The organism is Undibacterium sp. Jales W-56 (assembly GCF_025548535.1).
Taxonomy (GTDB): domain Bacteria; phylum Pseudomonadota; class Gammaproteobacteria; order Burkholderiales; family Burkholderiaceae_D; genus Undibacterium.
In genome coordinates, this window is record NZ_JAJLQW010000001.1 from 688,819 (window position 1) to 701,431 (window position 12,613).

The window sequence follows — 12,613 nt, forward strand, 5'->3', positions numbered from 1 at the left end:
CGGCGATCATTCCCGCTGGGACATGACCAGCTAACGATAGAACAAAATCCCGTGGATGCAGATGAGTAATCTTGTGAGCGTAAGCGAATCTTTCTACAATCCACCATCGACCTGCACCAGACTAAACACACATCAACTGAATGGGGAAGAATACATGGCAAGCGTCCACCTGCACAACATCTCCGGTTACGCACAAGAGATACGTGCCCGTACACACCACCTGACATCCGACGAACCGAAAAATAACGGCGGCCAAGATACCGGCCCCGCACCCTATGAATTGCTGCTGGCGGCACTGGCTTCCTGCACTTCGCTGACGCTGCGCATGTACGCGGACAAAAAGGGCTGGGAACTCGGCAGCATCAAAGTCGATGCCCGATTTTCCCGTGACGACAACGGTGTAGAAACCATAGAACGCAGCATCGCTTTTGGGCAAAACCTGTCAGCAGAGCAGCGCAGTCGTTTAGCCGAAATCTGCGAAAAAACCCCAGTCACCAAAACCATCCGGCAAGGCACGGCAATCCAGACACAACTCCAGTAAGTTCGCCAAATGTCCATATATTGTTAATTAAGACCCGTTGAAATATGAAGAGCGTAACGGCCAACTTATCCGATCAATTTCGCTCAAGCTTGAGTACACTAAACACGGACGTGACGATTCGTTTCCTCTCTTGGCTGCTGATTGGATAATTGTTGCTCTATCATGAGCAGTGGACAAATGAATAGAAATTGCTGAACGTATTGCTGCAAGTTGGAAAAGATCGAGCGTTCATATTGTTCAAGAATAAGATTTTATTTCACTCCAGATTTTACTGAATTGGAAGTTCAGGCATTGCGGACGTTCTCTTTGAGATAATGTTCAATTTGTTCGATGAATACACTTGTCTTTCGAGAGAAGCGACGATTCTGCAGATAGGCCGCATACACATAGGCTTCTTCAGCTTGCGGAGAAATTTTCCAGTCTTCAAATAAGCGGATGATTGTCCCTGCGCTGATCTCATCTGATACCAGCCACTCAGGCAGTAATGCGACACCGGCACCTTTTCGGGTTGCCTCGTGCAAGGTGTCTAGGCTGTTCGCGAGCAGGCGCCCTTTGATTTCTACCTGTACTTTGCGGGTCTTTTTTTGGAAATTCCAATACTGCCTGCCGCTTCCGTAATTGAAGCGGACACATTCGTGCGATGTTAAATCGTGGGGATGAGTTGGTGTACCGATATGGTTAAGGTAGTCTTTGCTGGCGACGACAAATCGCTGGTTAATGGCAAATCGTCTGACAATAAGATTGGGATCATTCTCAGGCGCTCCTATCCGTATGGCGACGTCAATATGATCTTTGGCGAGATCGCAATAGGCGTCGGACACTACAATATCAAGAGTAATGCGCGGATAGGCTTGTAAAAAATTCGCGAAGAACGGTGATAAGCGTAATCGCCCAAACGTCACGGGAACAGAAACTCTTAAGTTGCCGATAGGTTCACTCCGATTATCCGCGACACTCTCGTCAGCCTGCGTTAAATCCGCAAGAATCTTGCTCACTTGTTCGAGGTAGGTAGTTCCTGCATCAGTCAGTGTGACCTGGCGTGTCGTTCTCGTTAAGAGTGCCGTGCACAGCGACTCTTCCAGTGCGTCGAGCAGGCGTGTCAGTGAGGAGGTCGCCAGACCCATGTTGCGTGCTGCTTTAGAGAAGCCGCCTGCACTCGCCACTTCGATAAAGGCCCGGATTGCATGTAATTTGTCCATTATTTACCTTTGCGTTGATTGCAAAGCTGAATTGCAAATTTAATCTATTCTCGGATTATTTTGCAATAGTTATGATGGAAATGTCAAAATTTACTCAATAAAGGTGTTTCTATGACGACTCAAGTACAGGCGCTTGCCTCTGCATCTGTCTCAGGCCTCTCGCGTGGCATGGTGATATTTTTTGCTTTTTGCTGTGGTGCCATTGTGGCGAACATTTATTATGCGCAACCGATTATTGAATTGATTGCCAGTGATATTGGCATGTCGTCAGCCGTCGCCAGTTTGATTGTCTCGCTGACCCAGACCGGTTACGCATTGGGATTATTTTTCGTGGTGCCATTGACTGATCTGGTGGAGAGTCGCCGTCTGATGATGTTTACTGCTATCGTATCTATCGGTAGTCTTACCGCTGCGGCGACGGTGCATCAGGTCAATGTATTTTTAGCGGTATCTTTATTCATTGGGTTTAGTTCAGTATCTGTCCAAATTTTGATTCCGCTTGCTGCGCATCTGGCTCCCGAAGCGACGCGCGGACGTACAGTCGGCAGCATTATGGGCGGACTATTGCTTGGTATTTTGCTGTCTAGACCCCTGTCTAGTTTAATTGCGGACCACTTTGGATGGCGCGCCGTTTTCGCGATGGCGGCAATGGTGATGACGGGAATGACACTGCTATTCTGGATGATCATCCCAACACGCCAGCCTGACCACAAAGCCACGTATGCCGGGCTGCTACGTTCGCTGCTTACTTTGTTCAATACCATGCCAGTATTGCGTCAGCGGGCTTTATATCAGGCGGGGATGTTTGCCTCATTTAGTTTGTTCTGGACATCGGTGCCGCTGGAGTTGGCGCGCCACTATCATTACTCTCAAACACAAATCGCTTTATTCGCTTTAGTCGGGGCAATTGGCGCAGTGGCCGCACCGATCAGCGGCCGCCTGGCCGATGCGGGGCACACCCGAATTGCCAGCTTTTTTGCGATGAGCTTTGCTACGCTGAGTTTTTTTCCCAATCTGGTCCATCAGCCAATTGGTGTGCCAGGCCTGGTCGCTACAGGAATATTTCTAGATTTTTGTGTTCAGATGAATATGGTGCTTGGGCAGCGCGAAATATATGCCCTGGATGTGGCTAGTCGAGGTCGCCTGAATGCGATTTATATGACCAGCATCTTTGTCGGTGGTGCGATTGGTTCTAGCATTGCTGGTCTGGTATATGCTAACGGTGGGTGGCCGTGGATCGCGGTCGCTGGAGGCGCATTTCCGTTGCTGGCGCTGGTTTGTTTTGTTTGCAAAAAATGATTGCGATATTCCATGCCCTGCAAGGCACGGATGTTGCCGCACAAATCTTCAAAAAAAGCACGTTCAGACAAGACGCCGTTATTCGATGCCAGCAAACTGCAAGGGCACACCGGTATTGTTATGCGGAGAACGGATTCGTTGATCCGCGCCTCTTGATCTCAATCAACTTTCAATTTTGGAGCAGAAATGTCAAATCCTAAGCATGAATTACTTACCCCGGAAAATTGCACCCTGATTCTGATCGATCATCAGCCTCAAATGACGTTTGGCGTATCGAATATTGATCGTCAATTATTGAAGAATAATGTCGTCGGTTTAGCGAAAGCCGCCAAATTATTCAAGGTGCCGACGATTCTGACATCGGTCGAGACGGAAGGTTTTTCTGGCTATATCTGGCCAGAATTATTGGATGTTTTTCCAGATCAAAAAATCTATGAGCGTACCAGCATGAATACCTGGGACTCTGCGGATGTGAAAGCCGAAGTGAAACGCATTGGCCGTAAAAAACTGGTAATTGCTGCATTGTGGACCGAGGTATGCCTGAACTTTCCGGCGCTAGAAGCTATGGCGGCTGGCTATGAAGTGTATTTCGTCGAAGATGCATCTGGCGGGACTTCAGTGTCGGCACATAATTTTTCTGTGCAGCGTCTGATACAAGCAGGTGCGGTGCCTGTGACATGGCAACAATTCTTGCTGGAAATGCAGAGAGACTGGGCGCGTAAAGAGACCTATGAGGGTACGATTGATATTGTGCAGGAGCACTCCGGCGCTTATGCGGTCGGTGTGGAATATGCTAAAACCATGGTTCATAAAATGCCGCAAAGTCGGAAAGTGACTGGATAGGTGCAGCCATGAAAATTTATCTCGTCGCGGTCAGTACGGGTATCCTGGTGGGGGTTATTTATGCCTTGCTCAATGTTAAGTCGCCCGCACCTCCGATTGTTGCTTTACTCGGTTTGCTAGGGATGCTGGTCGGTGAGCAGGTCGTGCCTTTTGCCAAACGGCTGCTGCATAAGGAGCCGATCAGTGCGGCCTGGCTGCATCAGGAGTGTTTGCCCAAAATCACCGGTGTGACATCCGCGACGGAGACTCTTGCATCAGATGATCAAGTGCAATGGAAAAGCGATAAACTGAGTTAGTCTTGCCATGCGATGATGAGTTGATAGGAGAAGACCTCAATGGATGCTGATCTGATTTTATTGAACGGCCGTTTTCATACGATCGATAAAGCCCAGCCGCAAGCAGAGGCCGTGGCGATTGCAGGGGGGGAATTTGTTGCCGTGGGTGACGCTGATGAAGTGATGCGTTATCGTGGCAGCGCGACTCAGGTCATTGATTTGCAAGGCAGGACTGTGATCCCTGGGCTGAATGATTCACACCTGCACCTGATACGTGGCGGTCTCAATTACAATCTTGAATTACGCTGGGAAGGCGTGCCTTCATTAGCCGATGCATTGCGGATGTTGAAGCAGCAGGCGGATCGCACACCGCATCCGCAATGGGTACGTGTGGTTGGCGGCTGGACTGAATTCCAGTTCGCAGAAAGACGCATGCCGACGCTGGAGGAAATCAATGCAGCAGCGCCGGATACGCCAGTATTTGTGCTGCATTTATATGACAGGGCTCTGCTCAATGCAGCGGCGCTACGCGTGGTAGGCTATACCAAAGACACGCCCAATCCACCCGGTGGTGAGATACAGCGCGATGCTGCCGGCAATCCTACCGGTCTGCTGATTGCTAAACCGAATGCAATGATTTTGTATGCGACCTTGGCCAAAGGTCCGACCCTGCCGCGCGAATTGCAAATCAATTCGACGCGCCAGTTTATGCGCGAATTAAACCGGCTTGGTGTGACTAGTGCGATTGATGCTGGCGGCGGTTTTCAAAATTTCCCTGATGACTATGCGGTGGTTGATCAATTGGCGCGTGACAAACAATTGACGATACGGATTGCCTATAATTTGTTCACACAAAGAAAAGGCGAGGAGTTGCAGGATTTTAAAAAATGGACAGAGATGGTCACGCCGGGCCAGGGTGACGACTTCTACCGGCATAACGGCGCGGGCGAAATGCTGGTCTTCTCGGCGGCAGACTTCGAAGATTTTTTACAGCCACGACCTGATCTTGCACCTGGGATGGAGGACGAGCTGGAAGCCGTGGTCCGGCATCTGGTTTTTCAACGCTGGCCTTTCCGTTTGCATGCGACATATGACGAGTCGATCAGCCGTATGCTGGATGTATTTGAGAAGGTAAATCGCGACATTCCCTTTGATGGCTTGCACTGGATGTTTGATCATGCGGAGACGATTTCCCTGCGCAATATCGACCGCGTTCGGGCACTCGGCGGCGGCATCGCGATCCAGCACCGGATGGCGTTTCAGGGCGAGTATTTTGTCGATCGCTATGGATCGGACGCTGCCAAACAAACACCGCCAATTGCGCGCATGCTGGAGGCCGGCATTCCCGTGGGCGGCGGCACCGATGCGACGCGTGTGGCAAGTTACAATCCATGGACCGCCTTATACTGGCTGGTGTCGGGGCGCACCGTGGGCGGGATGCGTTTGTATGATCACAGCGCTGTGCTGCCGCGTGAGACTGCGCTGGAACTATGGACCGTCGGCAGCGCCTGGTTCTCTAGCGAGCAAGGCAAAAAAGGGCGAATTTTTGTCGGACAGCTGGCCGATCTGGCTGTGCTCAGTGCTGATTTTTTCAGCATTGATGAAGACAGTATCAAATCCCTGGAGTCGGTCTTGACGATGGTTGGTGGCCAGATTGTCTATGCGGCCGCAGAGTTTACCTCACATGCGCCGCCAGCGATTCCGGTTCTGCCTGACTGGTCACCCGTTAAACAAGTGTCCGGGCATTACCGCGCGTTTGCCTTGCCGCACCAATGCGCCAGTGCATGCGGCGTACATGGACATGCGCATGATGTTGCGCGGCGATCTTCTATGCCCATATCGGATCACGGTGGGTTCTGGGGTGCGCTGGGATGCAGTTGTTTTGCATTTTGATTGTTCGCTGCACTTTTATTTCCTATCTTATTCCTCATTGAATACGCATAAAACGCATGATGAAATTGACAGTGCCGACAATTCTGCAAACACCTGATCTGGGTTTGCTCTTTTTACGTATCAGTGGCGCTATATTGGTTTTGTATGTTCATGGCTTGCCTAAATTGCTGCACTGGCAGGCGGAATTGCAACATATCGATGATCCTTTGCACCTTGGCGCAACACTGACTTTGTTATGCGCCTTGTTCGCGGAGATCGTGTGTCCCTTGTTTGTGATTCTGGGACTTTGGACTCGATTAGCTTGCTTGCCGTTTTTATTTTTGTTATTGGTATCCATGTTGCTAGTCCATGCCGACTGGAGCGTCGAGCAAGGGCAATTTGGCTGGTTATTGATAGTTGCATTTGCTACGATTGCTTTATCTGGTCCGGGCAAATTTGCAGTAAGAAATCCATTCATTTCACATTGATGAGTCAACATGACACCAGCAAGTAAAGACACAATACAAGGCGTTGGCCTGGGATTTTTAGCAGGCTATGTTGATACGCTGGGTTTTGTGGCGTTGTTTGGATTATTCACTGCGCATGTTACTGGTAACTTTGTGCTGATTGGTGCAGGCTTGAGTCAGATGTCGCGCGCCGCAGGTGCTGGTTCATTGCTGATCAAATTTCTGGCATTCCCGGCGTTTATTAGTGGCGTAGTCGTCGCACGGCTGTTTATCACGGCGATGGGACGGCGTCAGCGACCAGTCTTGCAGCTTGCGATGTTATTGCAGTTGACCTTTCTGGTTGGCTTTATGCTGTTGGGATTATTGGCATCACCGATTGGCGCTGTGCAGACACCTTTGGCGATTAGTGCCGGTATGCTTGGTGCTATTGCGATGGGCGTACATAGCGCGAATGCCAGGCTACTCATGCCGCAACTGGCACCGACGTCGCTGATGACGGGAAATGTCACGCAAATTGTAATCGACGCAGTGGATATTGCGCGAGGTGCAGCAGATGCGGCGACGCGTGCGCGATGCGGCAAATTTATCTGGCCGGTGCTGGCGTTTGGCATTGGGGCGATCATGGCGGCTTATGCGTATTTGCTGATGGGATTCTGGGCGCTGCTATTGCCGATTCTGATACTTGCCGGATTGGCGCTGATGGAAAACAGAGTGCTTACGGATGCTGGATAGCAGACAGGCCAAGTGTGCAATGAATTTAAGTAATTACTTATACTCCTGATGAGTATATAAATAATGATGATATAAATAATGCGGAATTTGGCATATTTTTTAAAAAATAGGGGGAGTATGTGTGTTTCTCTATTTTTCAATGAAGAATAAACATCCAGTGATAATCGCTGAATGTATCTTGCCAACGACGCCGCTAAACTATGAAAGAGATGGGTATGGCGTCATCAGAAGATCGTAACTGGCGCGGAGATTTGCTTCAGCTTGTGAAGGCGCTGCGTGCCTTGCATAAGCTAATGATCGAAGTGGAGACCCAATATTATGGTGTGGTTTCTAGTCCGCTTGAGCATTTAAGTCTGGTGACGAATCATCCGCATTTTGCCTGGCTGCAAAAGCTGTCGGGCATGATGGTGGAGCTGGATGAGCGTCTTGATGATGAATCGCCTGTCGATGCAGCGACGGCCATGGCATTTCGTTTGACGTTGGAGCAATTGATCGGCCCACGTACGGCGAGTGACGCGGATTTTCGTCAACGTTATCTGGCGATGCTGCATGATGCGCCGCAAGTCGCGATTGCGCATGGTGAGTTGCGACGTACGCTCGCTTTTTTGCCCGCACCGTCGGATGAAAAAAAGCAGTCTTAAAGGCTATCAGCAGTATTTTTTCAGCGCATTAGAATTGCAGCTTGCGCCATACGCCCGGCGGTGTTCCTGTTACTTTTTTAAACGCCCTGGTTAAATGGCTTTGATCGGCAAAGCCACATTCCAATGCAATCGCCGGAAGTGAATAATCCGGTTGAACCAGCATGTGCTTAGCTTTATCGATGCGTAGATGGTGCAGCCACACATGCGCCATGATGCCCGTGTTCTGTTTAAATCCGCGCGAAAAATGGGCACGAGACAAGCCGCAATGACGGGCCACTTCTTCAAGTGATATGCCACGCGCCAGATGTGCTGCCATAAATTCTTTTGCCCGACGTTCCTGCCAATGCGCCAAGCCGCCACCTCGAGTTTTTTCGTGGCGTCCATTTCCGTAACCTTGTACGAGATGGCTGAGAAAGGCTTGCGTCACATGGTCGGTTAATAACTGATTGCGGCTATCCGGCTGTTCCAACATCGGTAAAAACAACTGTGCCAAATGATAGATAGTGGCATCGTAACCGCGCATTTCTACGAGCCGATGTATGCGTTTTTGTCCCACATCGTCGGTTAGCTGATCCAACGTATCCGCTGGAATGGTGATGCGCAGATTGTTGTAGCTGCTGAGGTGTTGGCAGCGCCAGTCATCTTGCAGGTGCGTGATCGCGACACTGCCTTTGGCATGACTGCCGTGATAGACCAATTGTTCGCCACGCCATAATTTATGCGATCGAAACTCTTCCAGCTGGACGATCACCGAATGATGATTGCTCTGCGGAATTCTGATGATATGAGGCTCTGGCGATTGTTGCCGCGCATGGGTGATGGCAAGCTCCGGCAAACTAAGCGTCTTCGTATACTCTGCCAGGATACAAGATTCGTTGGACATATTATGACTCTTGAGTTGATTCTGGTTGTCTCATCAGTGCATCAGAAGCCGTCCTTCTTTGATTCACCTTCACGGGAAGGACGGAGTTGGGTCTTAATGCACTGGCAGATCAAAGACCAGCACTTCTGCCTGAATTGCCTGACTCAATGTGATGGCGACCTCATCGTTGATTTTTAAGGCGTCACCGGTTTCCAGCAATAAACCATTCACCTGCAACTGACCTTTTGCTACGTACACATAACCAAGTCGTCCCGCTGCCAGCGGTTGCGTGACCTGTTCATCGCCATTGAGAATCGCCGCAAAAATAGAGGCATTTTGATGAATTAAAACGGAATTATCGTGACCGTCGGGTGAGGCGATTAAGCGTAATGCACCTTGTTTCGATACGGTATCGAAATGTTTTTCTTCATAGCTTGGTGCGAGGCCTTTCACGTTCGGTTCTATCCAGATTTGTAAAAAATGAACCGGGTTCGATGACGAGTGGTTGAACTCACTATGGCGCACACCGCTACCGGCACTCATGCGCTGCACATCGCCATAACGGATCACCGAGCCAGTACCCATGCTGTCTTTGTGAGCGAGCTCGCCATCAAGGACATATGAAATGATTTCCATATCACGATGACCATGTGTACCAAAACCACGACCTGCTTCAACACGATCTTCATTGATGACGCGCAATGGACCGAACCCCATATGTTGTTCATCAAAATACTCGGCAAACGAGAATGAGTGTTTGGATTTTAACCAGCCGTGGTTAGCATCGCCGCGATCAGCACTTTTACGAATAGTTAACATGATAGTTCCTTGATTAAGTTGTATGGTCGATTTAATCGAAGTTAAGAAACGTTTTTATTACTGCTATTTCTTCGATGTCTTGCAGTATAGTGTTGTATTATTTAAATGAAAAACGGAAAATTTGCCTTTATATGATCAAAAAAATCGATGATTAATTTTTGTGCAAAAAATAATAATGGATCGAATTCGTAACAAGAGGGCCATATGTTAAAAATCAGCCTGGATGCCTTGCAAATCATGGATGCGATTGACCGTCGAGGCTCGTTCGCTGCTGCGGGCAAGGAGATGTTTCGCGTGCCATCGACGATTTCCTATACAGTTGCCAAACTGGAGGAGGAGTTGGGTGTGCAGATGTTTAAGCGACTTGGGCCTAAAGTCACATTGACTCTGGCGGGGAAAGAGTTGCTGAAAGAAGGGCGGTATTTGCTCAAGGCGGCCGGCGATCTGGAGCGCAGAGTGCAGCGCGTTGCAACTGGCTGGGAAACCGAATTGACGATTGGCATGGACTCTTTGTTTTCTCCGATCGTGTTGAAGGACGACATCCTGGCATTCTGTGGCGTCGCAAATCAGACGCGCCTGCGGATCGTGCAAGAAGCGTTGTCCGGAACCTGGGAGGCATTATTGGACGGTCGTGTGGATATCCTGCTGGGGGCTGCCGGTGAGGGGCCGTCGGGTGGCGGTTATTCTGCTAAAGCAATTGGCAAAATTCCGTTTGTGTTTGCGGTGTCGCCAGATCATCCATTTGCTGAGCGAACGTCGATATTAACCAAGTCGGATTTTCAGCAGTATCGTGCAGTCACTGTGGCGGATTCTGCGCACTTGTTACCTGCGCGAACGGTCGGCTTGTTATTTGGTCAGGATGCGATTACCGTGCCAACCATGCGCGCCAAATTGGATTTTCAACTGGCGGGGATAGGTTTTGGATTCTTGCCGGAGTTTTGCGCCCGTGAGGCGATCCAGGCAGGGCGTTTGATTGTGAAGCAAGTCGAAGAACCAAAGGCGGAGGAAACGATTTATCTTGCCTGGCGCAGCGGTGAGCCGGGTGCAGCGCTGAACTGGTGGATCAAGCGGGCAGAGCAGGATGGCTGGTTTGAGCAGCTATGTCGTCATTTACCATCTGCATAAAGCTGCGACACAAATAAAAAGAGCCATCTGTCAAGATGGCTCATCAGGCTAGTGGTGGTGATAGAGATTAACTTTATCTAACTCATTCATCTTATCGATTAAGACCCACTTGCAGCAATGACGCTGCTTTATCCGCCACGACGCATCATTTCGAAGAACTCTGCGTTGTTTTTGGTCGCCTTCATTTTGTCGAGGATGAATTCCATCGCTTCGATTTCGTCCATGCTATACAACAGCTTGCGCAGGATCCAGATTTTTTGCAGCTGATCTGGCTTGATCAACAGCTCCTCGCGACGGGTGCCGGATTTGTTCAGGTTGATTGCCGGGTAAGTCCGCTTCTCGGCCAGGCGTCGTTCGAGGTGGACTTCCATGTTGCCGGTGCCTTTGAATTCTTCATAGATTACATCATCCATACGGCTGCCGGTTTCGATCAGCGCCGTGGCGATGATGGTCAGCGAGCCGCCTTCTTCGATGTTGCGCGCGGCGCCGAAGAAGCGTTTCGGACGCTGCAGCGCGTTGGCGTCGACACCGCCGGTCAGCACCTTGCCGGAGGCCGGGATCACGGTGTTGTAGGCGCGCGCCAGGCGGGTGATCGAGTCGAGCAGGATGACCACGTCTTTTTTCATTTCGACCAGGCGCTTGGCTTTTTCCAAGACCATCTCGGCGACCTGTACGTGACGCGTGGCTGGTTCGTCGAAGGTCGATGCGACCACTTCGCCGCGTACGCTACGCTGCATTTCGGTGACTTCCTCAGGGCGTTCGTCGATCAGCAGGACGATCAGCGTGATATCGGGATGATTGGTGGTGATCGCATGGGCGATGTGCTGCAGCATCACGGACTTGCCGGATTTCGGCGAGGCGACTAACAAGCCGCGCTGGCCTTTGCCGATAGGCGCAATCATGTCGATGATGCGGCCGGTGGTGTTTTCTTCGCCGCGCATCTCGCGTTCAAGCTGCAAGGGCTTGTTCGGGTGCAGCGGTGTCAGATTTTCAAACAGGATGCGGTGCTTGGAGGCTTCTGGCGATTCGCCATTGACCTTGTCGACTTTCACCAGGGCGAAATAGCGTTCGCCGTCTTTGGGTGTACGCACTTCACCTTCGATCGAGTCACCTGTGTGCAGGTTGAAACGACGGATTTGCGAAGGCGAGATATAAATATCGTCGGTGGATGCCATGTAACTGGCATCGGGCGAGCGCAAGAAGCCAAAGCCGTCCGGCAATACTTCGAGGGCGCCATCGCCAAAAATTTGTTCGCCGGATTTTGCGCGTTTTTTCAGGATTGCGAACATGAGTTCTTGTTTGCGCATCCGTGCTGCGTTGTCAATGTCTAGACCAATGGCCATTTCTAGCAAGGCTGAGACGTGTAACGCCTTTAATTCTGATAAGTGCATGTTGAGTGTCCCGGGATGGGATAGGTAGGTGGGGGAGTGAACAGAGGTGAACTACAGGATGGTATTTTGGAGATTTCTGCTGATAGGCAGAGTCAAATTTTAATTATTTAGCTGACTAATTATTGCGGCTGGATGAACGGTACCGAAGTACCGTCCTTAATCCGCCGTATTTTACCTTGAATATATTAGATATTGCTATCAATAAAAGAGGTAAGTTGACCTTTTGCCAGCGCGCCGACTTTTTGTGCTGCCGCCGCGCCGTTTTTAAACAGGATCAGGGTAGGAATGCCACGGATGCCGAATTTAGCCGGAATAGCCTGGTTCGCATCGACGTCCAGTTTCGCAATGACGATCTTGCCGTCGTATTCTTTAGCCACTTCTTCCAGAATCGGAGCAATCATTTTACAAGGGCCACACCATTCAGCCCAGAAGTCGACCAGGACTGGTTTGTCAGAATTCAATACGTCTGCTTCAAAGGAAGCATCGCTTACATATTTGATGTTTTCGCTCATGGAATCCTCATTCGAGGGAAAAATTAAGGGGTTAC

General features: G+C 50.1%; 14 protein-coding genes. 9 read left to right on the plus strand and 5 right to left on the minus strand.

Going from position 1 to position 12,613, the window contains the following annotated elements:
• The first annotated feature begins 154 nt into the window (after positions 1–154).
• Positions 155–541, plus strand: a complete 387-nt coding sequence (locus LPB67_RS03085; protein WP_262835595.1) for an OsmC family protein — start codon at positions 155–157, stop codon at positions 539–541.
• A gap of 284 nt (positions 542–825) precedes the next feature.
• On the opposite strand, the gene LPB67_RS03090 is transcribed toward LPB67_RS03085, so the two are convergent.
• A complete protein-coding gene (locus LPB67_RS03090; RefSeq protein WP_262835596.1) occupies positions 826–1,740 on the minus strand; it encodes a LysR family transcriptional regulator in 915 nt (304 codons plus the stop codon).
• A gap of 111 nt (positions 1,741–1,851) precedes the next feature.
• On the opposite strand from LPB67_RS03090, the gene LPB67_RS03095 reads away from it, so the two are divergent.
• From LPB67_RS03095 to LPB67_RS03125, 7 genes are all read left to right on the plus strand, one after another.
• A complete protein-coding gene (locus LPB67_RS03095; protein WP_262835597.1) occupies positions 1,852–3,039 on the plus strand; it encodes an MFS transporter in 1,188 nt (395 codons plus the stop codon).
• Positions 3,040–3,225: 186 nt separating this feature from the next.
• Positions 3,226–3,882, plus strand: a complete 657-nt coding sequence (locus LPB67_RS03100) for a hydrolase (protein ID WP_262835598.1) — start codon at positions 3,226–3,228, stop codon at positions 3,880–3,882.
• An 8-nt stretch (positions 3,883–3,890) separates the two neighbouring features.
• Positions 3,891–4,178: a XapX domain-containing protein gene (locus tag LPB67_RS03105; RefSeq protein ID WP_262835599.1), complete on the plus strand. Its 288-nt coding sequence runs from the start codon at positions 3,891–3,893 to the stop codon at positions 4,176–4,178.
• A 39-nt stretch (positions 4,179–4,217) separates the two neighbouring features.
• A complete protein-coding gene (locus tag LPB67_RS03110; protein ID WP_262835600.1) occupies positions 4,218–6,050 on the plus strand; it encodes an amidohydrolase in 1,833 nt (610 codons plus the stop codon).
• 59 nt (positions 6,051–6,109) lie between these two features.
• Positions 6,110–6,517, plus strand: coding sequence for a DoxX family protein (locus tag LPB67_RS03115; protein ID WP_262835601.1), 408 nt, complete (start codon positions 6,110–6,112; stop codon positions 6,515–6,517).
• Positions 6,518–6,526: 9 nt separating this feature from the next.
• Entirely contained in the window at positions 6,527–7,228 is a 702-nt protein-coding gene (locus LPB67_RS03120; protein WP_262835602.1) for a YoaK family protein, read from the plus strand.
• 215 nt (positions 7,229–7,443) lie between these two features.
• Positions 7,444–7,869: a hypothetical protein gene (locus LPB67_RS03125; RefSeq protein ID WP_262835603.1), complete on the plus strand. Its 426-nt coding sequence runs from the start codon at positions 7,444–7,446 to the stop codon at positions 7,867–7,869.
• A 28-nt stretch (positions 7,870–7,897) separates the two neighbouring features.
• On the opposite strand, the gene LPB67_RS03130 is transcribed toward LPB67_RS03125, so the two are convergent.
• Complete coding sequence (locus tag LPB67_RS03130) at positions 7,898–8,752, minus strand: helix-turn-helix domain-containing protein (RefSeq protein ID WP_262835604.1); 855 nt, start codon at positions 8,750–8,752, stop codon at positions 7,898–7,900.
• Between the two features lie 93 nt (positions 8,753–8,845).
• The gene (locus LPB67_RS03135; RefSeq protein WP_262835605.1) at positions 8,846–9,550 is read right to left on the minus strand and encodes a pirin family protein; all 705 of its coding nucleotides are present in this window, start codon (positions 9,548–9,550) and stop codon (positions 8,846–8,848) included.
• Positions 9,551–9,754: 204 nt separating this feature from the next.
• On the opposite strand from LPB67_RS03135, the gene LPB67_RS03140 reads away from it, so the two are divergent.
• A complete protein-coding gene (locus tag LPB67_RS03140; RefSeq protein WP_262835606.1) occupies positions 9,755–10,675 on the plus strand; it encodes a LysR family transcriptional regulator in 921 nt (306 codons plus the stop codon).
• Positions 10,676–10,803: 128 nt separating this feature from the next.
• Here the strand turns inward: LPB67_RS03140 and rho are convergent, their stop codons facing one another.
• Together rho and trxA are read right to left on the minus strand one after the other, a co-directional pair.
• Complete coding sequence (gene rho, locus LPB67_RS03145) at positions 10,804–12,066, minus strand: transcription termination factor Rho (protein WP_262835607.1); 1,263 nt, start codon at positions 12,064–12,066, stop codon at positions 10,804–10,806.
• A gap of 185 nt (positions 12,067–12,251) precedes the next feature.
• Positions 12,252–12,578, minus strand: a complete 327-nt coding sequence (gene trxA, locus LPB67_RS03150; RefSeq protein ID WP_262835608.1) for a thioredoxin TrxA — start codon at positions 12,576–12,578, stop codon at positions 12,252–12,254.
• Positions 12,579–12,613 lie beyond the last annotated feature (35 nt).

Bases quoted from the DNA above. Each gene is read 5' to 3' on its own strand.
- LPB67_RS03085 (WP_262835595.1), top strand. From the start codon at position 155: ATGGCAAGCGTCCACCTGCACAACATCTCCGGTTACGCACAAGAGATA.
- LPB67_RS03090 (WP_262835596.1), bottom strand. From the start codon at position 1,740: ATGGACAAATTACATGCAATCCGGGCCTTTATCGAAGTGGCGAGTGCA.
- LPB67_RS03095 (WP_262835597.1), top strand. From the start codon at position 1,852: ATGACGACTCAAGTACAGGCGCTTGCCTCTGCATCTGTCTCAGGCCTC.
- LPB67_RS03100 (WP_262835598.1), top strand. From the start codon at position 3,226: ATGTCAAATCCTAAGCATGAATTACTTACCCCGGAAAATTGCACCCTG.
- LPB67_RS03105 (WP_262835599.1), top strand. From the start codon at position 3,891: ATGAAAATTTATCTCGTCGCGGTCAGTACGGGTATCCTGGTGGGGGTT.
- LPB67_RS03110 (WP_262835600.1), top strand. From the start codon at position 4,218: ATGGATGCTGATCTGATTTTATTGAACGGCCGTTTTCATACGATCGAT.
- LPB67_RS03115 (WP_262835601.1), top strand. From the start codon at position 6,110: ATGAAATTGACAGTGCCGACAATTCTGCAAACACCTGATCTGGGTTTG.
- LPB67_RS03120 (WP_262835602.1), top strand. From the start codon at position 6,527: ATGACACCAGCAAGTAAAGACACAATACAAGGCGTTGGCCTGGGATTT.
- LPB67_RS03125 (WP_262835603.1), top strand. From the start codon at position 7,444: ATGGCGTCATCAGAAGATCGTAACTGGCGCGGAGATTTGCTTCAGCTT.
- LPB67_RS03130 (WP_262835604.1), bottom strand. From the start codon at position 8,752: ATGTCCAACGAATCTTGTATCCTGGCAGAGTATACGAAGACGCTTAGT.
- LPB67_RS03135 (WP_262835605.1), bottom strand. From the start codon at position 9,550: ATGTTAACTATTCGTAAAAGTGCTGATCGCGGCGATGCTAACCACGGC.
- LPB67_RS03140 (WP_262835606.1), top strand. From the start codon at position 9,755: ATGTTAAAAATCAGCCTGGATGCCTTGCAAATCATGGATGCGATTGAC.
- rho (WP_262835607.1), bottom strand. From the start codon at position 12,066: ATGCACTTATCAGAATTAAAGGCGTTACACGTCTCAGCCTTGCTAGAA.
- trxA (WP_262835608.1), bottom strand. From the start codon at position 12,578: ATGAGCGAAAACATCAAATATGTAAGCGATGCTTCCTTTGAAGCAGAC.